This window comes from Phycisphaerales bacterium AB-hyl4 (assembly GCA_041821185.1).
Taxonomy (GTDB): Bacteria; Planctomycetota; Phycisphaerae; order Phycisphaerales; family Phycisphaeraceae; genus Natronomicrosphaera; species Natronomicrosphaera hydrolytica.
Window position 1 is genome coordinate 208,810 of record JBGUBD010000007.1, and the last position, 22,306, is coordinate 231,115.

Annotated in this window: 25 protein-coding genes; 14 read left to right on the forward strand and 11 right to left on the reverse strand. The window is 62.2% G+C overall.

The annotated features are described in order from the left end of the window. Positions 1-17: 17 nt before the first annotated feature. From rsmA to ACERK3_13200, 3 genes are all read right to left on the reverse strand, one after another. Positions 18-872, reverse strand: a complete 855-nt coding sequence (rsmA, locus tag ACERK3_13190) for a 16S rRNA (adenine(1518)-N(6)/adenine(1519)-N(6))-dimethyltransferase RsmA (protein ID MFA9479239.1) — start codon at positions 870-872, stop codon at positions 18-20. A 75-nt stretch (positions 873-947) separates the two neighbouring features. Further along, complete coding sequence (locus ACERK3_13195) at positions 948-1,598, reverse strand: SGNH/GDSL hydrolase family protein (GenBank protein MFA9479240.1); 651 nt, start codon at positions 1,596-1,598, stop codon at positions 948-950. A gap of 50 nt (positions 1,599-1,648) precedes the next feature. After that, positions 1,649-2,416 carry a type 1 glutamine amidotransferase gene (locus tag ACERK3_13200; GenBank protein ID MFA9479241.1) on the reverse strand — a complete coding sequence of 256 codons (768 nt, stop codon included), beginning with the start codon at positions 2,414-2,416 and terminating at the stop codon, positions 1,649-1,651. A gap of 125 nt (positions 2,417-2,541) precedes the next feature. On the opposite strand from ACERK3_13200, the gene ACERK3_13205 reads away from it, so the two are divergent. The 3 genes from ACERK3_13205 (at position 2,542) to ACERK3_13215 (ending at position 5,858) form a co-directional block, all read left to right on the forward strand. Continuing rightward, entirely contained in the window at positions 2,542-3,204 is a 663-nt protein-coding gene (locus tag ACERK3_13205) for a 7-cyano-7-deazaguanine synthase (protein ID MFA9479242.1), read from the forward strand. Between the two features lie 313 nt (positions 3,205-3,517). After that, positions 3,518-4,483 carry an NAD-dependent epimerase/dehydratase family protein gene (locus ACERK3_13210; protein ID MFA9479243.1) on the forward strand — a complete coding sequence of 322 codons (966 nt, stop codon included), beginning with the start codon at positions 3,518-3,520 and terminating at the stop codon, positions 4,481-4,483. A gap of 46 nt (positions 4,484-4,529) precedes the next feature. Then, positions 4,530-5,858 (forward strand): nucleotide sugar dehydrogenase, encoded by a 1,329-nt coding sequence (locus ACERK3_13215; GenBank protein MFA9479244.1) that lies wholly within the window; start codon positions 4,530-4,532, stop codon positions 5,856-5,858. A gap of 72 nt (positions 5,859-5,930) precedes the next feature. Here ACERK3_13215 and ACERK3_13220 read toward each other — a convergent pair whose 3' ends face one another. Next, positions 5,931-6,131 carry a hypothetical protein gene (locus tag ACERK3_13220; GenBank protein ID MFA9479245.1) on the reverse strand — a complete coding sequence of 67 codons (201 nt, stop codon included), beginning with the start codon at positions 6,129-6,131 and terminating at the stop codon, positions 5,931-5,933. A 160-nt stretch (positions 6,132-6,291) separates the two neighbouring features. Here ACERK3_13220 and ACERK3_13225 point away from each other — a divergent pair, with 160 nt between their 5' ends. Further along, positions 6,292-6,732: a nucleoside deaminase gene (locus ACERK3_13225; protein ID MFA9479246.1), complete on the forward strand. Its 441-nt coding sequence runs from the start codon at positions 6,292-6,294 to the stop codon at positions 6,730-6,732. 103 nt (positions 6,733-6,835) lie between these two features. On the opposite strand, the gene ACERK3_13230 is transcribed toward ACERK3_13225, so the two are convergent. Next, the gene (locus ACERK3_13230; protein ID MFA9479247.1) at positions 6,836-7,555 is read right to left on the reverse strand and encodes a type II secretion system protein; all 720 of its coding nucleotides are present in this window, start codon (positions 7,553-7,555) and stop codon (positions 6,836-6,838) included. Positions 7,556-7,757: 202 nt separating this feature from the next. On the opposite strand from ACERK3_13230, the gene ACERK3_13235 reads away from it, so the two are divergent. After that, positions 7,758-8,108, forward strand: coding sequence for a hypothetical protein (locus ACERK3_13235; GenBank protein MFA9479248.1), 351 nt, complete (start codon positions 7,758-7,760; stop codon positions 8,106-8,108). A gap of 87 nt (positions 8,109-8,195) precedes the next feature. Continuing rightward, entirely contained in the window at positions 8,196-8,753 is a 558-nt protein-coding gene (locus tag ACERK3_13240; GenBank protein MFA9479249.1) for a hypothetical protein, read from the forward strand. Here the strand turns inward: ACERK3_13240 and ACERK3_13245 are convergent. Both ACERK3_13245 and ACERK3_13250 read right to left on the reverse strand, forming a co-directional pair. Continuing rightward, positions 8,720-9,628 (reverse strand): esterase/lipase family protein, encoded by a 909-nt coding sequence (locus tag ACERK3_13245; GenBank protein MFA9479250.1) that lies wholly within the window; start codon positions 9,626-9,628, stop codon positions 8,720-8,722. The genes ACERK3_13240 and ACERK3_13245 overlap by 34 nt on opposite strands. A gap of 196 nt (positions 9,629-9,824) precedes the next feature. After that, complete coding sequence (locus tag ACERK3_13250) at positions 9,825-10,427, reverse strand: hypothetical protein (GenBank protein ID MFA9479251.1); 603 nt, start codon at positions 10,425-10,427, stop codon at positions 9,825-9,827. Positions 10,428-10,742: 315 nt separating this feature from the next. Here ACERK3_13250 and ACERK3_13255 point away from each other — a divergent pair, with 315 nt between their 5' ends. Continuing rightward, a complete protein-coding gene (locus ACERK3_13255) occupies positions 10,743-11,003 on the forward strand; it encodes a PF20097 family protein (protein MFA9479252.1) in 261 nt (86 codons plus the stop codon). Here the strand turns inward: ACERK3_13255 and ACERK3_13260 are convergent. Next, positions 10,907-11,269 carry a PRC-barrel domain-containing protein gene (locus tag ACERK3_13260; protein ID MFA9479253.1) on the reverse strand — a complete coding sequence of 121 codons (363 nt, stop codon included), beginning with the start codon at positions 11,267-11,269 and terminating at the stop codon, positions 10,907-10,909. The genes ACERK3_13255 and ACERK3_13260 overlap by 97 nt on opposite strands. A 462-nt stretch (positions 11,270-11,731) precedes the next feature. On the opposite strand from ACERK3_13260, the gene ACERK3_13265 reads away from it, so the two are divergent. From ACERK3_13265 to ACERK3_13295, 7 genes are all read left to right on the forward strand, one after another. Next, a complete protein-coding gene (locus ACERK3_13265) occupies positions 11,732-12,853 on the forward strand; it encodes an NAD-dependent epimerase/dehydratase family protein (GenBank protein ID MFA9479254.1) in 1,122 nt (373 codons plus the stop codon). A gap of 102 nt (positions 12,854-12,955) precedes the next feature. Further along, positions 12,956-13,999, forward strand: coding sequence for an NAD-dependent epimerase/dehydratase family protein (locus ACERK3_13270; GenBank protein ID MFA9479255.1), 1,044 nt, complete (start codon positions 12,956-12,958; stop codon positions 13,997-13,999). A 157-nt stretch (positions 14,000-14,156) separates the two neighbouring features. Next, positions 14,157-15,110, forward strand: a complete 954-nt coding sequence (locus ACERK3_13275) for a zinc-binding dehydrogenase (protein ID MFA9479256.1) — start codon at positions 14,157-14,159, stop codon at positions 15,108-15,110. Positions 15,111-15,212: 102 nt separating this feature from the next. After that, positions 15,213-16,292, forward strand: a complete 1,080-nt coding sequence (locus ACERK3_13280) for a glycosyltransferase family 4 protein (GenBank protein ID MFA9479257.1) — start codon at positions 15,213-15,215, stop codon at positions 16,290-16,292. 111 nt (positions 16,293-16,403) lie between these two features. Further along, positions 16,404-17,576 (forward strand): glycosyltransferase, encoded by a 1,173-nt coding sequence (locus tag ACERK3_13285; protein MFA9479258.1) that lies wholly within the window; start codon positions 16,404-16,406, stop codon positions 17,574-17,576. 27 nt (positions 17,577-17,603) lie between these two features. Continuing rightward, positions 17,604-18,740 (forward strand): glycosyltransferase, encoded by a 1,137-nt coding sequence (locus tag ACERK3_13290; protein MFA9479259.1) that lies wholly within the window; start codon positions 17,604-17,606, stop codon positions 18,738-18,740. Positions 18,741-18,801: 61 nt separating this feature from the next. After that, the gene (locus ACERK3_13295) at positions 18,802-19,923 is read left to right on the forward strand and encodes a glycosyltransferase (GenBank protein ID MFA9479260.1); all 1,122 of its coding nucleotides are present in this window, start codon (positions 18,802-18,804) and stop codon (positions 19,921-19,923) included. On the opposite strand, the gene ACERK3_13300 is transcribed toward ACERK3_13295, so the two are convergent. The 3 genes from ACERK3_13300 to ACERK3_13310 all read right to left on the reverse strand — a co-directional run bounded on the left by ACERK3_13300 (position 19,924) and on the right by ACERK3_13310 (position 22,290). Further along, positions 19,924-20,151 carry a zinc ribbon domain-containing protein gene (locus ACERK3_13300; protein MFA9479261.1) on the reverse strand — a complete coding sequence of 76 codons (228 nt, stop codon included), beginning with the start codon at positions 20,149-20,151 and terminating at the stop codon, positions 19,924-19,926. A gap of 84 nt (positions 20,152-20,235) precedes the next feature. Further along, complete coding sequence (locus tag ACERK3_13305) at positions 20,236-21,495, reverse strand: ABC transporter permease (GenBank protein ID MFA9479262.1); 1,260 nt, start codon at positions 21,493-21,495, stop codon at positions 20,236-20,238. A gap of 66 nt (positions 21,496-21,561) precedes the next feature. Beyond that, positions 21,562-22,290 carry an ABC transporter ATP-binding protein gene (locus ACERK3_13310; protein ID MFA9479263.1) on the reverse strand — a complete coding sequence of 243 codons (729 nt, stop codon included), beginning with the start codon at positions 22,288-22,290 and terminating at the stop codon, positions 21,562-21,564. Positions 22,291-22,306: the final 16 nt, after the last annotated feature.

Consider the following 22,306-nt stretch of genomic DNA (forward strand, 5'->3'; position numbering starts at 1 on the left):
GGCGTGGCATCACAGACCTATAGAGAACGCGCCAACTCAATGAGTTGTTCCACACTCAGGGTTTCCGGTCGATCCGTGCCCGCAATGCCTGGCGGCAGGGCTGTCGACCGTCCGAGCACCGAGCCGAGCTGCTTGCGCCGCTGGCCGAACACCCGGTGCAGCAGGTCGGCCAGACGAGGCGGATCATCCGTCATCGGCGTTGCCCGGCGACGCAGGCGAATGACCGACGAATCCACCTTCGGCGGCGGCCAGAAGCAGCCCGGCGGCAGTACGCTCACCCGCTGCACTTCGCACATCGCCTGCACCATTACCGTCAACGGCCCGTATTGCTTGCCGCCCGGCTTGGCGAGCAGGCGGTCGGCCACCTCCCGCTGCACCATCACCACCGCCAGCGTCATGGCCGGGTGGTCCGCCGCGAGGTTGATCAGCAGCGGCGAGGCGATGTTGTAAGGCAGGTTGGCGATGAGCTTGAAGCTAGAGGCTTGAGGCTTAGGGTTTGGGGCTTGAGGCTTGGGGCTTGAGGCTTGCAGGGCGTCGATGACGTCGGGGTTGAGCTGGCGCTTGCTGGCGAGGATGTCGCCGACGACCAGGTGGGCGCGGTCGCCGAACGGGGCGAGTCGTTCGCGCAGGATGGGCTCGAGGTCTGTGTCGAGTTCGACCGCGACGAGATGAGCGCCCGCTTCGAGCAGGGCTTCGCTGAGCGTGCCCGTGCCGGGACCGACTTCGAGCACCCGGTCGCCCGGCGAAAGCTCGGCCGCGGCGAGAATCTTGCGCATCTGGTTATGGTCATGCAGAAAGTTCTGGCCCAGCCGATGCTTTGGTCGCAGGCCATGAGCGGCGAGCAGTTGCTTGATCTGGGTGAGCGTCTGCATGGAAATCGCTGATCGTTGATCGCTAATTGCTGATTTGGGGACGCTGGTTGCTCGATGCTTATGAGCAATCAGCGATCAGAAATCAGCAATCGCTTTGAGCCACGTTCGCGCCATGAGCTGGTGCCCGGCGAGCGAGGGGTGTACGCCGTCGGCCGCCCAGTACGCTGGCTCGGCTTCGCTCAATGCCGCGTCATAGGCCGACTGAAACGCGACAAATCGGCCGTCGTAATCGCGGGCCAGTTGCTGCACCACCGCCCGCCGCTGATCGATCTCGGGAAACCAGGCGTCCGTCACCGCGCCACAGCGCAGTGTGAACGGCTCACAGAGCACCAGCCGAAGCTTCGGCTGCGCTTTGCGGGCCTGCTCCAGCAAATCGCGATAGACGGTCTCATATTTGTCCAACGGCACGCTCTTGCTCGGCTCACCCTTGCCCGTGCCGTGCCAGGTGTCGTTCACCCCGATGAGGATGCTCAGCACCGTCGGCTTGAGGTCGAGGCAGTCCGCCTGCCAGCGGTCGGCCAGATCGGTGACACGGTTGCCGCTGACGCCGCGGTTGAAGATACGCAGCTCATGCTCGGCATAGTCGACCAACAGCGCCGACGCGGTGAGGAGAGCGTAGCCTCGGCCCATCGCGGCGGCGTGATTGGGTTCGGCGATCCCGCGGTCACGGCCGGCGTCGGTGATTGAGTCGCCCTGGAACAGTACGACGTCATTGGGTTGCAGCATGGCGGGCTCGCAGGGGGTTGGTTTAAATGGACGTAGCGGGACGTGGCCGGTCAGGTGCTTTCCGTCGCGTCCCACGTTTTGGGCGCGTCTCGACTGCCGCCTAGCCGTTTGTCGAGCGGGAACAGCAGCGTGGCGAGGTTGGCCGACAGTCGATCGCCGAGGTGTCGGTACATTTCGTAATAGGTGTCGATTTCGGTGCGGATGGCTTCGACGTCGCCCTCGGCTTCGCCGATCCAGGCCTGGTGACCGTCGAGCGCGGCGTGGAGTTGCTGCTTATCCCACTCGAAGTGGTACTGAAAGCCGAACGCCCTCAGGCCGACCTTGAACGCCTGGTTTTTGCAGACTTTCGAAGCAGCCAGCGGTGTCGCGTCGGGGGGGAGTTCGGTGACTTCCTGGCCGTGGAGGTGGAACTGCATGTGCGTCCACGGCAGGCCGGCCATCATGGGATCGATCGTGCCGGGGAAGGCGAGCTTGACGTTATGCCAACCCAGCTCGGCGGCGGGCATGGCTTCGACTTTGCCGCCCATGGCCGCCGCGATCAACTGGGCACCCAGGCAGATACCCACGACCGGCAGGTCGGCGTCGATGGCCTGTTTGAGGTAGGCCAGTTCGTCGTTGATCCACTTGTGCTCGTCGGCTTCGTCGACGTTCATGGGCCCGCCGAGCGAGATAATGCCGTCGACATCGTCGAGATCGGGCGGGAGGGAGTCGCCTTCGTTCAGCCGGAACACGCGCAGGCGGTGGCCGTTGTCCCGGAGGATGTCGCCCAGGCGTGCGGGGGTTTCGTGCGAGTTGTGTTGGAAAACGAGAATGGCCATGGGTTTGCCCTTTGCTACATCGAGTGGTCGGCGAATGCAGAGTCTTGTGCAGGCGGTCGCGGCTGTCAAGCTTGGGCGGCTGGGAGTCTGGAGTTTCGGGTTGGTTGTTGAGTGAGGGGCGGTGGATGGCCGATAACGAAGGTATGGCCAACGCATCGGTAGTGATTCTGCACAGCGGGGGGTTGCGCAGCCTTGTGGCGACGGCGCTGATGCTGCGCGAGCACGAGCCGGCCCAGATGAATCTGCTGCATCTGGTCGACGGACGGGAGAATGCGGCGACCCGCATCGAGCATCTGCACCGCCAAGCCGAGTACTACCAACTCCGACGTGTACGCGAGGTCGACGTGCCCCACGTGTTCGGCCACGGTCAGGGTAAACAGCCCGACGGCCAGCCCACCGGCCCGCTGGCGACGGCCCAGCAACTGCTCGTGGGGCTGGCGCACGCCCGATTGCACCAGATCGGCCGGGTGCTCTGGCCCATGGCGTGCGAGGGGGAGGCGGCGGCGATGGCGCGGGCAACGGAAGTGATGCAACTGGTCAACCAGTTGGCCGACCTCGATCCGCCACCGATGCCCCGGCTGGAGTCGCCGCTGCTGGAACTCAACAGCCAGCAGGTGATCGAGCTCGGCGCACAATTGCAAGTGCCCTGGAAGCTCGCCTGGTCATGTCTGCACCCGGGTGAGAGCCCTTGTCGGATGTGCCCGGCCTGCCGGCGGCGCAAGGCCGCGTTCACCAAGGCCGGCCTGGCCGACCCGCTCGACGGGGCCGTGACGCAGCCGACGGAGTGACGTGTATGGCATGAATGCCAATGGCAACCTTACGCATCGGCGTGGGGCGGGGCAAGGTTTGGCGGGGGCCTTCACGTTGGCAGGGCGATTCAGATCGCAAAGATTCGGCCGACGTATCCTGATATCTTCCCGTATGAAACGATGTTCACGAGCCGGCTGGAGATCTGTCGAGTCGGGGACCGGCGGGCTCGTTGATGGACCTCGTTGATGGATATGTCATACCGAGGAAGGTGAGGACATGATGGCCGACGATTCACGGAACTCGCAGGATGGTTCGGCCATCTCTTGGTCGGCATTGCATCAAGATGCCTTCATGGACAGCCACGTCCTTGTCACCGGCGGAGCGGGGTTTATCGGGTCGCATTTGACGGAGGCTTTGCTTGAACTTGGGGCAAGCGTCACCGTGCTCGACGACCTGTCGGGTAGTGACATGAACAACCTCGCACTCAGCCGGCAACAGGCGGGGCAGCGGCTGCGATTTGTTGAAGGGTCGGTCTGTGATACGTCGACCGTGGCTCGGTGTGTTGAGGGAGCACGGTACGTGTTTCATCTGGCAGCGCGTGGTTCCGTACCGCAGAGCGTCAAGCAGCCGGTGCAATATCATGAGGTCAACAGCACCGGCACGTTGAACGTGCTCGAAGCGGCGCGCTCGGCCGGGGTGAAGCGAGTGATATTTGCCGCCAGCAGCTCCGCGTACGGGGACGCGCCTGCCCTGCCGAAGGTTGAATCGATGGCCGTTCGGCCCGGCAGTCCCTACGCCGCGACGAAGGTGGCGGGAGAGGCGCTGTTGCGTGCCTATGCCAGCAGCTACGGGTTCGACACCGTCTCGCTTCGCTACTTCAACATCTTTGGTCCTCGTCAGAACGCGAACAGCGCCTACGCCGCGGTGATCGCCGCTTTCGCTAACGCGTTGCTCGCCGGTGAACGGCTACGCATCTTCGGCGACGGCGAACAGTCGCGCGACTTTACTTACGTCGCCAATGCGGTGCACGCAAACCTGCTCGCCGCTCGCGCGACAACACCCTTGCAAGGCGAGGTGTTCAATGTCGCCAGTGGTCGGCGGATAAGCGTCAACCAACTTGCGGACTTGATGGCGCGTCAGATGGGCCGACCTGACTTGACGCCCGAACACCTCCCCGAGCGGGCGGGTGATGTGAAACATTCGTTAGCCGACCTGACACAAGCCACCACTACACTCGGCTACCAACCGCAGGTGACGTTTGAACAGGGCCTGGCCTGGACGGTGGCGTGGTATCAGCACACGGCCAACGTGGCGTGATGTGATAAGCTCGCCGGGCCAGTTCAACGGCGAAAAAGGTGAGACGATGAATGCTACCGCCGCTCTGCAAGAACGTATCCGAACCAAGTCGGCTCGAATCGGCATCATCGGCCTCGGATACGTCGGCCTGCCTTTAATGAAGGCCTACTGGTCTGCAGGGTTTCATGTCGTCGGCTTCGACGTCGATCCAAAAAAAATCGCAGCGATCAAGGCCGGTAACAATTACCTCAAACACCTCGGCGATGATTACGTTGCCGAGCTGATTCGAACCGACCGCTTCGACGCGACGGACGATTTCACCCGCCTTACCGAGCCTGACGCCATTCTCGTCTGCGTACCAACGCCGTTGGGTCGACACCTCGATCCGGACCTGAGCTATATCGAACAGACCACGGACGCGATCGCTCAAACGCTGCGTCCCTGCCAGCTCATCGTGCTCGAATCGACCACTTACCCGGGAACGACGCGCGACGTCATGCTGCCTCGCCTGATCAAGTCAGGGCTGAGTTGTGGTGAAGATTATTTCCTCGCTTATTCGCCGGAACGCGAAGACCCCGGCAGAAAAGATCACAGCACGCAATCCATCCCCAAACTCGTCGGCGGTATTGACCAGGCAAGCGGCGAACTCGCCGCTGCTTTGTACCGTCAAGCCATTCACAAAGTCATCTCCGTCCGTTCGGCCGAGGTCGCTGAGGCGGCGAAGATACTTGAAAACGTCTATCGGGCTGTGAACATTGCATTGGTGAACGAATTGAAAATCATCCTCACAGAGATGGGCGTCGATGTGTGGGAAGTCATTGAGGCTGCCGCGACCAAGCCCTTCGGCTACCAGGCGTTTTATCCCGGACCAGGCCTTGGCGGGCATTGCATTCCCATCGACCCGTACTATCTGACGTGGAAAGCACGCGAGGTGGGGCATACCACTCGTTTCATCGAACTCGCCGGGCAAGTCAATCACCAAATGCCCGACTATGTCATTCAACGCACCATGCTCGCACTCAACGACCACGGCAAGGCGATGAAGCATGCCAGAGTGCTCGTGCTCGGCGTGGCGTACAAGCCTAATGTTGACGACGTACGCGAAAGCCCGAGCTTTGAGTTGATCCGCCAACTTCGCCAACTCGGCGCGGAGGTCAGCTACCACGATCCGCATGTACAGCACACGCACCCGATGCGGCATTACCCCGACCTGCCGTCAATGCAAAGCGTTGACCTGACCGCTGAAATGCTCTCGTCGACAGACTGCGTATTGATCGCCACCAACCACGACGCCTGCGACTGGGGGCTCGTAGCTCGGCACGCTCAACTGATCGTTGATACACGAAACGCGATGATAAAGGTCGCAAATATCCAAGGGACCGTTGTCAAAGCGTAAACCGGGTCACGCGAGGGTTCTTGGTGGATGGACGCGTAACCGCCGGTAGTAAGAAGGTGATGTTCAACCGACTCACGTGGTCGAAGACCCCCGGCCGGCCTTTGGGTTGGTTGCTGCGTGCTGTTCGAGGCGAGCCAGGCGTTGTTCGATCTGCGTCAGCTTATGCAGGATCAACACATGCGTCTTTTTCGCGTCGATGCCTACTGGGCTGTCGGCGGAACTGATAAGTTTCTCGATCTGTTCGTATGTCGATGGGTCGATGTTCGCGTCCATAAGCACCTCTTCAGTGGCCAGGGGAATGATGCGATTTTACAGGTCAATCTCGATACTCGTCGTCGATCAGTCTATCGCCATCATGATGGTAAGATGTCGTCCTCAGCCATAGCATAACGGGCATGATTTTAGCAGGTGTGTTTACGTGTGGAATGCGACGATGAATGATGAACAGTTGATTGGCGAAGCGTTGGCCGAGGCGCAGCGCGGCCTTGCGGATGGCGGGTTGCCCATCGGTAGCGTGCTGGCGGACGCGCAAGGCCAAGTGGTGGCTCGCGGGCACAACCTGCGCGTACAGTCGGGCGACCCGACCGCTCATGCCGAGGTAGTGTGCATTCGCAATGCAGGTCGGCGGCGCGACTGGCGCGAGTTGACGCTCGTGTCGACGCTGAGTCCGTGCGTGATGTGCACGGGTACGGGGCTGTTGTTTCAGATCCCGCGCGTGGTGGTGGGCGAGAACCGCAATTTCATGGGCGCGGAAGACCTGTTCCGCGAACGCGGGGTCGAGTTGACGGTGCTCGATGATGAACGATGCATCGCGATGATGCGCGATTTCATTGCGGCACAGCCTGACTTGTGGCATGAAGATATCGGGCTGTGAAAAAGTGGAAGGGTTCTGGTTTTGGTTTCAGGTTGGGGGAATCCGGAGTTGCGCTGCGCTTCACTCCGGCGTGGGGGTAGCATTTCACCCGATCCCCGGGCAGTTAACGTTCTTCGTCAAAGATATCCCAGATGTCGTCGATCGTACTGTTGTGCGACGCGTCGAGGCCGGTGATGGTGCTCAGTGGTTCGTTGAAGATGTCGCGTTCGATCCAACGGACGGCGGCGTCGCCATAGAGCACGTGGACACCGGTTTCGTGTCGGGAATCGAGGCGTTCGGGCAGGCCGGGTGTGTCGGCGAAGATGGCCTCGGCCATGTAGTCGGACAGGCGTGGCATGGGGGTGACAGTGTCATAAGGGCCCCAGTCGATGATGGGCCTGGACGCATAGCCGCCTTGCACGTTGGAGCCCGGCTGGGGGCCGTCTTCCCCGGGCGGCCAGGGGTTGTCGTCGGTGTTATACATTTGCCCCGGGCTGGATTCGGCGGGGCAGTAGAACGCTTCGGCGTCGTTGATGTAGTCGGCGACATAGAGGCGGCCGAACAGAACGAAGATCGGCGGATCGCTGAACTCGGCGCTGTACATCATGGTGTTCCACTGCTTGCGGCCGCCGCGGTAACCCAGCGGGACGTGGTCGTCGTGGTCGGCGGCGTAGGCGTGGAAGATCTGGTGGACGGAGCGGAGGTTGGCCTGGCAGCGGATGTTCGTCGCGGCGCGGCGGGCGGCGGCGAGCGCGGGCAGCAGAACGCCAATGAGCACAGCGATGATGGCGATCACAACGAGCAGTTCGATGAGCGTAAAGGCCTTGGGGCGAAGGATCAGCATGGTTGATTATAACCCGGGGCAGTGGGGGATTATTTCTCCGGTGGGCGGGTGGGTTCGGCATGGCGTGGTGGTTTTTCTGTGGACCCTTGGGGGGCGGCTGGGTATAAGAAATGTTGTGCTCAACGGTGGGGCCGACGCGGTTCGGGGGCGGGGGAGTCGGGCCGTTGGGCGTTCGAACAACCTTGTCTGGAGGATAGACGCCATGTCCAGGTTACGTCGGTGGTGTGTCATGTCGGCTGCGTTGATGCTGGTGATGGGCTTGACGTTCAGCGGCGGTTGCCAGTCGGGTGAGTCGACGGCGTCGGCAAACGGTGAGGCGGAAGTTTCTGCCAGCTATGACCCGCAAGAGGGGATGACGCGGGACGAGATTCGTGAAATGTATCGCGGCGAGCCGGACCGTCGCTCGGTCGGTAGCGATGGGTCGGAGGTGTGGACGTATCACGTGAACGCGGGCGAGGCGTGGATTCCGTTCAACTTCGGCTATCGGCCGCGCTATCACGTCATCCACTTCGACGCGGAGGGAACGGTCGAACGCTACGTGCGAGACGATTGATTGCCTGCGGCATTGTGAGGCATAGCACAACAGGCAAGCTCATGACGTGAGAGTCATGAGCTTGCCTGTTTTTCATGGTGTGATCCGTTGGGATCAGTAGGTTCCCGAGGTGCCCGGGCCACCGTCGCCGGCGTCGTCAGCATCGATGTCCCTGTCAGCATCCATATCCCTATCGACGTCCATATCGGCGTCGTGCTGTTGCGGGCGCTGCTGCTGAGGCTGGTGCTCGGGCTGATGCGGCTGCTGACGCTGACCTTCGTGCTGACGCTGACCCTCGTGGTGCTGCTGTTGCTGCTGCGTTTCGATGGCGGGCCGCTGCTGGTGCTGCCCCGGGTCGCCTGGGTCGCCGGGGCCGGTTTCACAGCCCATCAATCCACCGGTGAGTGCAAGCGCGCCGCCTGCGGCGAAGGTGTAGAGCGTTCGTTTGACGTTCATCATGTCCTTTTCCTTTCCTGGATCCAACATCCGCATCCGGGGTGGTTCAGTCGCCACGCGCGACTGCCGTCGGGGCGGTTCCTACATGCGTTAGCGCACGAAGGTGCAATCATGTTCGATCAATTTCAAAACTATATTGGGGTACGGGCGGATATGTGGTGCTGGATTTGTGGGATTTATTGCGTCTCGTGCGTGTCGGCGGCGGCGTAGTCGGTGGTGGTGTCGTCTTTGTCTTCGTCTTCACGGCCGGGCAGGGGGGTGCGGGGGTTGGTGGCGAAAGGTTCCTCGTCCCGAAGGCGGCGGGTGATGTCGGCGACGATGCGCGGGTCGCGGTAGGCCCAGGCGTGGGCGAGTTCGAGTCGGCGATTGGGAAGCCACCAGGGCGTGTCGCCGGGCGGTGCGGTGTTGGGCGCGCCGACAATCAGGTCGCCCAAGCGGACGTAAGGGTAAAGTTCGTAGTCGGCGTCTTCGAACGAGGCGTCGAGTTGCTGGAGAAACTCGGACTCGCCACGCATGTCGAACTGGCGATGGTCGGGGGTGGGCAGGGTGGCGAGGTCGGCGCCGCGGTGGGGCGTGCCAATGGTGAACAGGCGGTTGATGCGCAGTCGGCGGACAGGGTTGCCGGTGGGCGGGTCGGCGGCGGCGTAGCGTGCGACGAGGCCACCCATGGAGATGGCGACGACATCGACTTCGCTGGTCCACACGGGGTCGTCGTTGGGGTACGCCATGTCGACGGCGTTGATGACGCGCTCGCGGCAGGCGTCGAAGTTGCCGGTGAGTGCGAAGTGGACAACGATGAGCGATGCGTCGCCGATGGCTTCGTCGAGCATGTCGGCGAGGGTGCCGACGGCAGTGCCGGGGTCGTTCCAGCCGGCGAGGACGACGATGGGGCGCGGGGGAGTGTGGGGTTGGGTGGCCATTTCGTCGAGGGCAGCCCATGCCTGATCGACTTCGAGATCAAACGAGGGGTTGGTTGGTCCGTAGGTCGCACAGCCGAGGGAGAGTGTAAGGCAGGCGATGAGTGCGATGCGAGCGGTGAATCGGCTCGCTAAGCGAGCGTGTGACGGTGGGGTCGGGCGTGGCATGGGCGGATCTCTCCCGGTCCTGTGAAATCGCGGTCGGCAATGCGGCGGCGTGCTGCTGACCGTTGCTTTGATGGTAGCCGGGCGGGGCGCGGTTGTGGCTGCGGATGTGGAGAAAAGCGCGAAGGGGGCGCGGGGATGAGGGACCCACGGATGCTATCCGCGGGCTTTAAGGGCGAGAGGGGATGAGGGTTGTCGGTTAGTGTTCGACGCACCATTCGAAGAGGGCACGCCATTCGCGGCGCTGCATGGCGACGAGTTCGGGCCAGTCGACGTTATCACCTTTGTCGTAAGCACGCTGGACGCGATCGACGAAGCTGAATGGTTCGTATTCGCCGATGGTCGTACCGGCGCCGGCGCTGCCGCCGGCGGTGGTGATGCGACTCATGACAGGGTGCTTGCCGGTGCGTCGGAACCAGTATTTACTGTTGGAGAAGTCGCCTTCGCGGCGGTGCATAATGGCGTGCCAGAACGAGCCGGTGGGTGTGTCGACCTGCTGGCTGGCGGTGTGTGATCGGTCGAGTTCGTCGATGTAGAGCCATAGGCCGGCAACAAGTTCGGGGCGGTCGGCAATCACCTCGTTTGAAACGATGTCTTCCACCAGCGGGACGTGCTGCGAGGCGGGCTGGTCAGCCGTGACGACGAGATGGTCCATCGCCTGTTCCAGCGGCAGGGCTTTGAACAGCGGTTGGAGGAGATTGTGCAATGGCTCGGTCAGGTGCAGCGGCATGGTCAGGTCGTCCTTGTCGTTTTCAGGGGTTGTCTTATGATCCTCAACGTTGACTGGATCAGCGGGTCGCATGCGTCGCGACGCTCATACATAGGCTGCCAAACCCTGGTCGGCGGGCTAGGCGGCCCCTGAGTGACTATAGGTTCGCTCCCCATTAAAAGGCTATCGGCTATATCGGCCAAGTAACGACAATGCATGACCTTTGGGGGCGAAGAAGTCGGCGGTTTCTGGTTAGTGGTTTCTTGTTTCTGGGTGGGCGAGTGCTGGCCAAGTCGGGCTGGGTACGTCACAATAGGAGGGAGCATTTTCTGGTCACCGGCCGCTGCTGAAAGGGTGCCTGTCATGGATCATTCCACCGAGTCGCGTTGTCCACATTGTCACAGCCTGATGGAAGAGGGTTTTATTCCCACGGCTGGCGGGTTGCACTGGTACCGCCGACGGGAGACGTCGGGGACGGATTTCGCGGAGGCGTTGCCGGGCACGTTCAGTTGGGATCGACGCAGTCGGCTGCCGGCGTGGCGATGCAAGAAGTGTCACATCGTCGCCTTCCGCTACGGGCATGGCGTTGCACGCCATCTGGAAGATGGTGCGTCGTCCAATACGGAGGCGAGTGAAGCGGCGGGTGGCGAGGGCGAAGCTTCGTCGTAGAGGAGGCCTTGCGCGTTGCGGAACACCTCCGGCTGGAGGTTGAGGCGGAGTTGTCCGTCGGCGTTGATGGAGAAGGCGCTCCAGGGGATGACGAAGCGTTTGTGTTTCGTGTTGTTGTGAGTGTGGTGGGTGAGCACGGCGTAGGCGATATAGCCGCGGTCGAGATCGACGACCAGTTCTTCGATCTCTCCGAGCGTCAGGCCCTGGAGGTTATAGACGGTTTGGTGCAGTAGCCGACGTGTGGGCGTGACGAGCATTTCGTGCATCAGACATTTCCCCGTAGCAGGACCGATGAAAAAGGCCGACGAGCGGTTACGGCTTTGGCCGACCGCGGTCGCCGAGTCAGCGATGGATTGTTTCGCTGCCCGGCGGGGATGTTTCATATCTGAGCAGCGGCACCGTGATGATGATGCATGCGGTGTGTGTCAAGCAATTGATATACCTGACGAGGTAATTCTTGGGAATGCCTGGCTGAAGCTTGTCAGGGGCGAAGACCGTCGACGGCGGGCGTCGAGCGTTGTATTGAGCGGTGGGTGGGTGTGTAAATGTTGCGGCCGACTTGTAACGGCTACAGCCGCAGAGGCGGTGCGGCGGCTTGCATGTGCGCGGAGACGGCGGTTTGTGGGGGAAACGGCATAGGTGTCGCATCGGTACGGCGATTGCTGTTGTACCTGCACGACCGTCTGCTGATGGTTGGCAGGGCGGAGGCTGTAGGAGACGCACGCGTGATGGGACCACTGGCATTAATCACCGGCGGGGCGGGATTCATCGGCTCGCATCTGGCGGATGCCCTGCTGCGCGAGGGGTATCGCGTTCGCGTGCTGGATCGGTTGCAAGCACAAGTGCACGGCCCGCGGGCGCAGCGGCCGACGTACCTGGCGGACGATGTCGAATTGATGCAGGGCGATGTATGCGATCCGCTGGCGGTGCGCCGAGCGGTGCAGGGAGCGGAGGTGGTGTATCACCTTGCGGCGCGGGTCGGGGTGGGACAGAGCATGTACCAGGTGGCGGACTACACGGTTGTGAATGATGCGGGCACGGCGGTGTTGCTTGAGGCGATGTTGCAACATCCGGTGCGTCGGTTGATCGTCGCGTCGAGCATGAGCATCTATGGAGAAGGTCGATATCGAGATGCGTCGGGGGGCTTTGTGGATGACGCGGCGCGGGCGGTGGATAACATGAAGGACGGTCGATGGGAGCCGACGGACACTGGGGGACAGGCGTTGACGGCTGTGCCGACACCGGAGAGCAAACCTGCACGATTGGCATCCGTCTATGCATTGAATAAGCATTGCCAGGAGCAGTTGTGCCTGGTCGTCGGCCGAGCGTACGGGATCGCGACGGTGGCATTGCGCTTTTTCAATGTATACGGGCCGAGGCAGGCGTTGAGTAATCCTTATACGGGGGTGTTGGCGATCTTCGCGTCGCGGTTATTGAATGGTCGGCCGCCGATTGTTTATGAGGATGGTCAGCAGCGGCGTGATTTTGTGAGTGTGTACGACGTGGCGCGGGCGTGTGTGCTGGCGATGGATGCGCCGTTGCCTAGCGATGCGCCGGCGGTATTCAACATTGGAAGCGGGCAGCCCCGTACGGTGGTGGAGGTTGCGGAGCGATTGGCGGCAGTATTGCAGCGACGGATCGAGCCGCGGGTGAGTGGAGAGTATCGACAGGGTGATATTCGTCATTGTTTCGCAGACATCGAGCGAGCGCGGCGCGTGCTCGGATACGAACCGAGGGTGGCGTTTGAGGATGGCTTGGCGGAACTTGCAACATGGTTATCGCGTCAGCCTGCGGAAGATCAAGTGGATCGTGCGCGGGCGGAGTTGTCGACGCGTGGGTTGACGGCTTGAGGAAGGTGATGTGGCTGGGGTTCATGGAGGCGCTATCAAGCCATGCGAAATATCAGTCAACCCGGTGCTGTCGCAAGTACGCGAATCGGTCATGATCGGCCTGTGCTGATCACGGGCGGCGCGGGGTTTATTGGTGCGAACCTGGCGCACCGCCTGTTAAGTGAAGGCCGAGCGGTGATCGTGTTCGACAACCTTGCCCGGCCGGGGGTTGTGCGAAACGTTGAGTGGCTGCGTCGCGAGCACGGGGCGCACGTGCAGTTTGAGATGGGTGACGTGCGGAACCCGCGTGCAGTGAACGGCGCCGTCGGCCGGGCGGGTGCGGTGTTTCACTTTGCGGCGCAGGTGGCGGTGACGACGAGCCTGGACGACCCACGGCATGATTTTGAAGTGAACGCGCGCGGAACGCTGAACGTGCTTGAGGCGATGCGTGCGTGTGATGAGCCGCCGCCGATGCTTTATACATCTACGAACAAGGTGTATGGCTCGCTGGAGGGGATCGAGTTGCGGGAGGAGGGGTCACGTTACTGGCCGATTGATGCGGCGGTCGCGCGGCATGGGGTAGGCGAGCAGCGGTTGAGCTTTCAAAGTCCGTACGGCTGCTCTAAAGGCTCGGCGGACCAGTATGTGCTCGATTATGCCCGCAGCTTCGGCTTGCCATGCATTGTATTTCGAATGAGTTGCATTTACGGACCGCATCAGTGCGGGACGGAAGATCAGGGGTGGGTGGCTCATTTTGTGCGTAGCGTGATCACGGGCGAGCCGATCACGTTGTTCGGCGACGGTCGGCAGGTGCGCGACTTGCTGTTTGTCGATGATCTGGTGGATGCGATGACAATTGCAGTGGGCGGCGCGGCGACGCTGCGCGGCCGAGCGTTCAACATTGGCGGGGGGGTGGAGCATACGGTGAGTCTGTTGGAGTTGACGCAGTTGTTGCGGCAGTTGCACGGGCGATCGCCGACGGTTCGGCACGGTGAGTGGCGAGGGGGCGATCAGCGTTATTACGTGTCGGACATTCGACGATTCGCGGCGGCGACGGGGTGGCGGCCACGGGTGTCGGTGCGAGAGGGGGTGGAGCGGGTGCATGCATGGACGATGCGCGAGGGGGCGACGGAAGGGTTGGGCGTGGTGGGGCGGACGGTGGCTTGAACGTTGGTGGGGTGTGGGGAACCCATGGATGTCATCCGTGGGTTTTTAGGGGGAATGATTTTCGATGTGAGTTTGGGGGTGGTGGATGTTGATGATGACGCGTGTGGTAAATGATGCAGTGGCGGCGACGGGTGATGGTGAGGCCGCGTCGCGGCGGATGACGGCGGCGACGGTGGTGGCACCGGGGCGGGTGGTGATGCAGCAAGTATCGTTGCCTGAGCCGGGACCGGGGCAGGTACGTGTGCGGTTGGAAGGGTGCGGTGTGTGTGCGTCGAACGTGCCGGTTTGGGAAGGTCGGCCGTGGTTTACGTATCCGCTTGAACCGGGCGGGCTAGGCCATGAGGGTTGGGGGCGGGTGGACGCGGTGGGGGAAGGTGTGCGTGAGGTGCAGTTGGGGGAGCGGGTGGCGTTTATTTCGGAGCATGCTTATGCGGAGTATGACGTGACGTCGGCGTCGTCGGTGGTGGTGTTGCCGAGCGAACTGGATGACGAGCCGCTGCCGGGTGAGCCGCTTGGGTGTGCAATGAACGTGATGCGACGCAGCGGGATCGAGGCGGAGCAGACGGTGGGAATCATTGGCATTGGATTTTTGGGCGCGTTATTGACACAGCTTGCAAGGGGTGCTGGGGCGCGGGTGATTGCGATGGCGCGTCGGCCTGCGGCGCTGGCGACGGCGCGGGCGATGGGGGCGGACGACACGGTGACGATGGACGATCACGAGCGGGTCATTGGTGAGGTGCAGCGGTTGACGGGCGGGCGGTGGTGTGACGTGGTGATCGAGGCGTCGGGGGCGCAGTGGCCGATCGATCTGGCGGGTGAGGTGGTGAAGGTGCGGGGTCGCTTGGTGATTGCGGGGTATCACCAGGACGGGGCGCGGCAGGTGAATATGCAGCTGTGGAACTGGCGGGGGCTGGATGTGGTGAATGCTCACGAGCGTGAGCCAAGCATTTACCGGGCGGGGATTGAGGCGGCGGTACAAGCGATGGTGGAGGGACGGTTGCGGCCTGGCGGATTGTATACGCATCGGTTTCGGCTGGGGCAGTTGGGGGAGGCGTTGGATATGACGCGCGATCGGCCGGAGGGGTTTGGGAAGGCACTGATGGTGATGTGAGTATGCGTGAGGAGGATGGGGGCACGGCTGGAAGCCGTGAGCTTTCGAGGGGGATGAGGTGTTTTGGATGAACATCGCGGTTCAAACGAAAGGTGAATAACGATGAAGGTATTGATGACCGCGGACACGGTTGGCGGGGTGTGGGTTTACGCGATGGAACTGGCGGGCGCGTTGAAGGAGGAAGGGGTATCGGTTTGCCTGGCGACGATGGGCGGGCCGATGACGGCGATGCAGCGTCGGCAGGTGGAGGCGTTGGGTTTGGATGTGCGTGAGAGTGGCTACAAGCTGGAGTGGATGGATGACCCCTGGTCGGATGTGGCGGAGGCGGGCGAGTGGTTACTTGAGTTGGAGCGACAGGTGCAGCCGGACGTCGTGCATTTGAATGGGTATGTGCATGGTTCGCTGGCGTGGCGAGCGCCGAAGTTGTTGGTGGCTCATTCATGCGTTGTGTCGTGGTGGCGGGCGGTGCATGGTGAGGACCCGCCGCGGACGTGGAATGTGTATCGCGAGCGCGTGCGGGCAGGGTTGCTGGCGGCGGACATGGTGCTGGCGCCGACGTGGGCGATGCTGGAAGCGATCGAGGAATGTTATGGCTCGCTTCCGCGGATGGGTAGAGTGGCCAATGGGCGGGACCCGCGCCGGTTCGTGCCGGGGCGGAAGGAAGCGTTCGCGATGGCGGCAGGGCGATGGTGGGACGAGGCGAAGAATATTAGGGCGGTGCAGTCGGTGGCGGATCGGGTGGACTGGCCGATGTATGTCGCCGGCGAGGGTGGATTGCCTGCGACAGGCGGGGCGGCGTGGCCTTCGTTGCGGCCGCTGGGCTTGCTGAGCGAAGAGGCGATGGCGGACTGGTTGAGTCGGGCGTCGGTGTTTGTGCATCCGGCGAAGTACGAGCCTTTCGGATTGGTCGTGCTGGAGGCGGCCATGTCGGGTTGCGCGCTGGTGCTTGGCGATATACCGAGCTTGCGTGAGCAGTGGGATGAGGCGGCGTTGTTCGTGCCGCCGAGCGATCACGATGCGTTGCAAGCCGCTGTGGTGAAGTTGACGACGGACGATCGGCTGCGGCGGGAGCTGGCGCGGCATGCATGTCAGCGGGCGATGCCGTTGACACCGGGGCGGATGGCGACGGAATATCATCGGACATATCGGTTGCTGGCGGGGCATGAGGCGGTGGCGGGGTGAGGCGGTTGTATGAGGAGATTGCACGTTGTGAGTGGCCCACGGATTCGCTGCGATATATCCATGGGCTTTACCGGAGATGGACATCCGTATCCTGAATCGTGAGTGAATGGTATGCAATTCGTTTTCTTTTATCACTCGTTGATTTCGGACTGGAACCATGGCAACGCCCATTTTTTGCGTGGGATTGTGTCGGAGTTGTTATCGCGGGGACATGACGTGCGGGTGTTCGAGCCGAGAGACGGGTGGTCGCTGTCGAACCTGCTGGCGGAGCATGGCTCGCGGCCAGTGGAAGTGTTTGAGCAGGCGTATCGTCATTTGCGAAGTGAGATGTATGACCTGGCGACGTTGGACTTGGACTCGGCGCTGGCGGGTGCGGACGTGGTGATTGCACATGAGTGGAATCACCCGGACCTCATCGCAGCGCTGGACGAGCATCGCGCGTGCCATCGGCATTATCGATTGCTGTTTCACGATACGCATCATCGCAGCGTGAGCGATCCGCGGGCGATGGCGTATTACCGGTTGCGACATTTTGATGGTGTGCTCGCGTTCGGGCAGGTGGTGGCGAAGATCTATCGCGAGCAGGGTTGGGCGGAGCGTGTGTGGGTGTGGCATGAGGCGGCGGACACGCGGGTGTTTTATCCGCGGGTTGATCGGCCGAGCGAGGGGGAATTGGTGTGGATCGGTAACTGGGGGGACGGCGAGCGGTCGGAGGCGTTAAAGACGTTTCTGCTCGAGCCGGTGAAACGGCTGGGCTTGCGGGCGAAGGTGTTCGGCGTGCGATATCCGCCGGAGGCGTTGTCGGCGTTGGCGGAGGCAGGGGTGACGTACGGCGGGTGGCTGCCGAACTTTCTCGTGCCGGAAGTGTTTGCGCGATATCGGGTGACGGTACATGTGCCGAGGCGGTATTACGCGGAGCATCTGCCGGGGATTCCGACGATTCGGCCGTTTGAGGCGATGGCATGTGCGATGCCGCTGGTGAGCGCGCCCTGGTCGGATACGGAAGCGCTATTCGAGGCGGGACGGGATTATCTGGCGGCGAGCGATGCGGATGAGATGACGGAGCATCTGCGATCGTTGTTGGCGGATGAGCGTCGCACGAAAGCGGTGGGCGAACATGGTCGGCAGACGATCCAGCGAGCTCATACGTGTACGCATCGTGTGAATGAATTGCTCGACATCTGCTGTGAACTGGAGCTGCCCGTGCCGCAGCACGATCGCGTGAGGCGTCGGCCGATGCCTCGAACGCGCGGAAGGTCGGCGGAACTGGGTGAGTTCTTGTAGGCAATACGTAAGCAAGAGGATGAATTGATGCATACAGGTATGAACATCGCGTTTTTCGGTTCGAGCCTGGTGTCGGCGTATTGGAACGGTGCGGCGACGTACTACCGCGGGATCATCCGCGCGCTGCACGAGCGTGGGCATCGAGTGACGTTTTATGAGCCGGCGGCATTTGATCGGCAGGCGCACCGGGACATTGACGATCCGGATTGGGCGAAAGTGGTGGTGTATTCAGCGGCTGACACGGATGAACTGCGTCACTGTCTGGAAGAAGCGAGGCAGGCGGACCTTGTCGTCAAGGCGTCGGGTGTGGGGGTGTTCGATGCGATGCTCGAGTCGGCGGTACTGGAACTGCGGCGGGCGGGAAACATGGTGGCGTTCTGGGATGTGGATGCACCGGCGACCTTGGAACGGTTGACGCAGTATCGCGACGATGCGTTCATTCCGTTGGTGCCGAAGTATGACTTGATACTGACGTATGGCGGGGGCGAGCCGGTGGTGAACGCGTATCTCGCGCTGGGGGCGAAGCGGTGTGTGCCGATCTATAACGCGCTGGACCCCCAAACGCATTTTCCGGTCCGAGGGGAGACGCGGTTCGATGCGGAGTTGGCGTTGCTGGCGAACCGACTGCCGGATCGTGAGGCGCGGGTCGATGCGTTTTTCTTCGACGTGGCCTGCCAGTTGCCGCGGCATCGCTTTCTGCTGGGGGGGAATGGGTGGCATGATCGGCCGGTGAGCGACAACGTGCGATATCTCGGGCATGTGTATACGCATGATCACAACGCGTTCAACAGTTCGCCGTTGGCGGTGTTGAACATCAGCCGTGCGAGCATGGCGCGGTTTGGTTTTTCGCCTGCAACGCGATTGTTCGAGGCGGCGGGCGCGGGGGCGTGCATGATCACGGATGCATGGGCGGGACTGGAGCAGTTTTTCGAGCCGGGCGAAGAAATACTGGTGGCGCGCGACGGCGAGGCGGTGGTGGAACACCTGTTGCGGTTGACGCCGATGGCGGCGCGGGCGATAGGCACGGCGGCGCGGCAGCGCGTGCTTGCGGAGCATACGTACGCGCATCGGGCAGCGGAACTGGAGGCGGTGCTTGATGCGACGCCGCGCGGTGGGGCGCTGCGGACAGGGGTAGGGCAGTATGGGAATAAGGTGGTTAAGTGATGCGGGTATACCGAGGGCGCCGTCCCTGGGCTTTATGTTCGTCATGAGATACTTGGAGAGGATGATACGGTTGAATCTTAATATTGTATTTCTTGGACTGTCGATTACTTCGTCGTGGGGTAACGGCCATGCGACGATCTATCGGGCGTTGATGAAGGCATTGGATGCGCGTGGGCATCGGGTGCTGTTTCTCGAACATGATAAGCCTTGGTATGCCGAGAACCGCGACTTGCCGACGCCGACGTACGGGCGGACAGCACTTTATTCGAGTGTGGAGGCGTTGAAGGATGAGTATGCGCGGGAGGTGCGAGAGGCGGACCTGGTGGTGGTTGGCTCATATGTGCCGGAAGGTGTAGCGGTCGGACAGTGGGTGCTTGAGGAAGCACGGGGGGGTGTAGCGTTTTATGATATTGATACGCCTGTGACGCTTGCGCGGTTGCCGGATGGAGAGCATGGTTACATCGATTCGGAATTGGTACGCCGATATCCGTTATATCTTTCGTTTACGGGCGGGCCGATATTGGAACGTTTGCAACGCGAGTATGGCTCGCCATGTGCTCGGCCGTTGTACTGTTGTGTCGATCCGGAGCTGTACTATCCGGCTGCGGCGATGAACGAGGCGACCCCGGAAACGGGGGTGTGGGATCTGGGGTACATGGGTACGTACAGCGGGGACCGCCTTGCGAAGTTGAATCGGCTGCTACTGGATCCGGCGCGTCGGATGCCGGGGCAGCGGTTTATCGTGGTGGGACCGCGGTATCCGGATGACTATCCTTGGCCGGGCAATGTGGAGCGTGTGGAGCACTTGCCGCCGGGCGAGCATTGCGGTTTTTATAATTGTCAGCGATTTACGTTGAACATCACGCGGCGAGACATGGTGGAGGCGGGGTATTCACCGAGCGTCCGACTGTTCGAGGCGGCGGCGTGCGGGACGCCGATCATCAGCGATGATTGGCCAGGCCTGGGCACGTTCTTCGAGCCAGGGCATGAGGTGCTGATCGCGGAATCGTCGCAGCAGGTGATTGAGTATCTCAATGGCGTAAGCGAGACGGACCGTCGTCGGCTTGGCGAGCGGGCGCGGGCGCGTGTGCTGTCAGAGCATACGGCGGCCCATCGGGCACGGCAGATCGAGCAGTATGCGATGATGCTGCTTGATCGCGCTCGGCCACGCGCGGCAGGGTGATCAGCGCATGTTGCAGGGACCTTGGGGATTGCCGCAGCCGCAGCCGGGGCCCATGGGGAGCGACACATCTTTGGAGCTTTCGCCTCGCGTGGCGAAGGTGCTGTGGCGACGTTTGATGTCCGTGCTCCCGCAGGCTTCGCAGGCGAGTTGGGCGTCGGCGTCAGCCATCTTGCGCAGGGCTTCGGTGGTGGTTTGGCAGCGCTGGCAGGTGTATTCGTAGATTGGCATGGTGGGGTCTGGTTTGCGGTGTGTGGGTTCTGGTTAACGCCCAGGCATGGCGATGCCTGGGCTTTGGATGTTTGGATTTTATGTTTATTCGTGTCGAAGGGCGACGATGGGGTCGAGGTTGGCGGCGCGGAAGGCGGGGTAGATGCCGAAGACGACGCCGACGCTGACGGAGATGCCGACGGCGAGGGCGAGGCTCCACATGGTGACAACAGTAGGCATGCCGGCGAAGAAGGTGACTAGTGCGGGGATGCTGACGCCCAAGACCATGCCCAGCAGTCCGCCGACCATGGAGAGGACGACAGTTTCGACGAGGAACTGGCCGACGATTTGTCTGCGTTTGGCGCCGATAGCGCGTCGGATACCAATTTCGCGTGTGCGTTCGGTGACGGAGGCGAGCATGATGTTCATGATGCCGATGCCGCCGACGAGCAGGGAGATGCCTGCGATTGAGCCGAGCACGATGTTGAAGGTTCGCCGTGTGGCCTCGGCCTGTCGAAGCAGGGCGAGCGGGACGTCCATGCGGTAGTCCTGTCGGCGGTGATGTCGTTGGAGCATGCGCTCAATGCCGTCAGCAGCGCGTTCGACGTCGTCGGTGGAGGTGACGCGGGCGATGATGCGGTGCAACTCGACCATTTCGCGCTGCTGGCCGCCGGCGGTGCGTTGGATGACGATGTCGCCAAAGCGTTCACGTGCGGTGTTGAGCGGGACATAAGCGTCGACGCGATCGTCGGGCGTTTGAATGCCGCCGGCATCGGCGTCGTCGCTGCGGACGATGCCGACGACTTCGAATGCGTCGCCGCCAAGTCGCAGTGTCTGGCCGATGGCGTTCTGCGTGGCGAGCAGTCGCCGTGCACCGTATTCGGTAAGGACGACGACGTTGGAGGAGGTATTCATGTCGGCTTCGCGCAGCGTTCGGCCGGCGATGAGCGGGCGCTGGACGAGATCAAACCAGAGCGGGGTGGTGCCAACGACACGCAGTTCTTCGGTGCGTTGGCCGAGCCTGCCCTCTTTGGGGACCTGTTTGATGGGGACGACATGTTCAACTTCGGGGAAGGTTTCCTGTATGCGTGTGAGGTCGTCGTAGAGCAGGCCGTAGATGCTCATGCGAACGCGTTGCGCGGAGCCGCCTTCGTCCTCGGCGGGCCTGGTGGAGTGGATGATGATGTTCTGGCTGCCGAGCCTGCGGATCTGTTCGAGTGCTTCGGCGCTGGCGCCTTCGCCGACCGCGAGCATGGCGACGACGCTGGCGACGCCGAAGACGACGCCGAGCATGGTGAGCATGGACCTCAGCTTGTGCAGCATGAGGTTTCGGATGCCGAGTCGGATGTTACGCCAGGTACGCATGGGAAGTTTCAAGTTTCGAGTTGTTAAAGCCCAGGCATGGCCATGCCTGGGCTTTGCGGGGGTTGGTCAATCGCGTTCGATGCGGTCGATGACGCCGTCGCGCATGTAGAGGCGGTTGGGGGCGTGCTGCGCGACTTCGGGTTCGTGTGTGACCATGAGGACGGTTTTGCCCTGCTTGTTGAGGTCTTTGAGCATGTCCATGATCTGGTCGCCGGTCTTTGAGTCGAGGTTGCCGGTGGGTTCGTCGGCGAGGAGGACGGCAGGGTCGTTGGCCAGCGCGCGGGCGACGGCGACGCGCTGCTGCTGTCCGCCGGACAGTTCCATGGGTCGATGGCCGAGGCGTTCACCGAGGCCGACGAGTTCGGCAAGCTCGGCGGCGCGGGCGGCGCTGTCGTGTTCGGTCCAGCCGAGGTAGTACAGGGGCAGTTCGATGTTGCCGCTGACGGTGAGTTGGGGGATGAGGTTGAAGCTCTGGAAGATGAATCCGAGGTGCCGCAGGCGAAGTTCGGAGAGTCTGTCGTCGTCGAGCGTGTTGACATCCGTGCCTTCGAGCAGGTATCGGCCGGCGGTGGGGCGGTCGAGGCAGCCGAGCAGGTTGAGCATCGTACTCTTGCCTGACCCGGAGGGGCCCATGATGGCCCAGAAGCTGCCGCGCTCGAAGGTGAGGCTGACGCCGTTGAGGGCGCGAACGACTTCGCTGCCCATCTTGTAGTGCTTCTGCACTTCATCGAGCAGAACCACGGCGTGGTCGGCGTCGGTGGGCGCGGTCGGCGGGTTGGTGGTGGCTTGTGTCATGGGAGCGTCGGCGAGA

What these genes read in the sequence shown, in the direction of transcription:
- ACERK3_13255 (MFA9479252.1), top strand. Translation starts at nt 10,743, where the DNA reads ATGGAAGAGGGTTTTATTCCCACGGCTGGCGGGTTGCACTGGTACCGC.
- ACERK3_13195 (MFA9479240.1), bottom strand. Translation starts at nt 1,598, where the DNA reads ATGCTGCAACCCAATGACGTCGTACTGTTCCAGGGCGACTCAATCACC.
- ACERK3_13200 (MFA9479241.1), bottom strand. Translation starts at nt 2,416, where the DNA reads ATGGCCATTCTCGTTTTCCAACACAACTCGCACGAAACCCCCGCACGC.
- ACERK3_13220 (MFA9479245.1), bottom strand. Translation starts at nt 6,131, where the DNA reads ATGGACGCGAACATCGACCCATCGACATACGAACAGATCGAGAAACTT.
- ACERK3_13295 (MFA9479260.1), top strand. Translation starts at nt 18,802, where the DNA reads ATGATACGGTTGAATCTTAATATTGTATTTCTTGGACTGTCGATTACT.
- ACERK3_13235 (MFA9479248.1), top strand. Translation starts at nt 7,758, where the DNA reads ATGTCCAGGTTACGTCGGTGGTGTGTCATGTCGGCTGCGTTGATGCTG.
- ACERK3_13300 (MFA9479261.1), bottom strand. Translation starts at nt 20,151, where the DNA reads ATGCCAATCTACGAATACACCTGCCAGCGCTGCCAAACCACCACCGAA.
- ACERK3_13260 (MFA9479253.1), bottom strand. Translation starts at nt 11,269, where the DNA reads ATGCACGAAATGCTCGTCACGCCCACACGTCGGCTACTGCACCAAACC.
- ACERK3_13230 (MFA9479247.1), bottom strand. Translation starts at nt 7,555, where the DNA reads ATGCTGATCCTTCGCCCCAAGGCCTTTACGCTCATCGAACTGCTCGTT.
- ACERK3_13210 (MFA9479243.1), top strand. Translation starts at nt 3,518, where the DNA reads ATGGACAGCCACGTCCTTGTCACCGGCGGAGCGGGGTTTATCGGGTCG.
- ACERK3_13215 (MFA9479244.1), top strand. Translation starts at nt 4,530, where the DNA reads ATGAATGCTACCGCCGCTCTGCAAGAACGTATCCGAACCAAGTCGGCT.
- ACERK3_13205 (MFA9479242.1), top strand. Translation starts at nt 2,542, where the DNA reads ATGGCCGATAACGAAGGTATGGCCAACGCATCGGTAGTGATTCTGCAC.
- ACERK3_13265 (MFA9479254.1), top strand. Translation starts at nt 11,732, where the DNA reads ATGGGACCACTGGCATTAATCACCGGCGGGGCGGGATTCATCGGCTCG.
- ACERK3_13225 (MFA9479246.1), top strand. Translation starts at nt 6,292, where the DNA reads ATGAATGATGAACAGTTGATTGGCGAAGCGTTGGCCGAGGCGCAGCGC.
- ACERK3_13250 (MFA9479251.1), bottom strand. Translation starts at nt 10,427, where the DNA reads ATGCGACCCGCTGATCCAGTCAACGTTGAGGATCATAAGACAACCCCT.
- ACERK3_13305 (MFA9479262.1), bottom strand. Translation starts at nt 21,495, where the DNA reads ATGCGTACCTGGCGTAACATCCGACTCGGCATCCGAAACCTCATGCTG.
- ACERK3_13285 (MFA9479258.1), top strand. Translation starts at nt 16,404, where the DNA reads ATGCAATTCGTTTTCTTTTATCACTCGTTGATTTCGGACTGGAACCAT.
- ACERK3_13290 (MFA9479259.1), top strand. Translation starts at nt 17,604, where the DNA reads ATGCATACAGGTATGAACATCGCGTTTTTCGGTTCGAGCCTGGTGTCG.
- ACERK3_13275 (MFA9479256.1), top strand. Translation starts at nt 14,157, where the DNA reads ATGACGGCGGCGACGGTGGTGGCACCGGGGCGGGTGGTGATGCAGCAA.
- ACERK3_13310 (MFA9479263.1), bottom strand. Translation starts at nt 22,290, where the DNA reads ATGACACAAGCCACCACCAACCCGCCGACCGCGCCCACCGACGCCGAC.
- ACERK3_13245 (MFA9479250.1), bottom strand. Translation starts at nt 9,628, where the DNA reads ATGCCACGCCCGACCCCACCGTCACACGCTCGCTTAGCGAGCCGATTC.
- rsmA (MFA9479239.1), bottom strand. Translation starts at nt 872, where the DNA reads ATGCAGACGCTCACCCAGATCAAGCAACTGCTCGCCGCTCATGGCCTG.
- ACERK3_13280 (MFA9479257.1), top strand. Translation starts at nt 15,213, where the DNA reads ATGAAGGTATTGATGACCGCGGACACGGTTGGCGGGGTGTGGGTTTAC.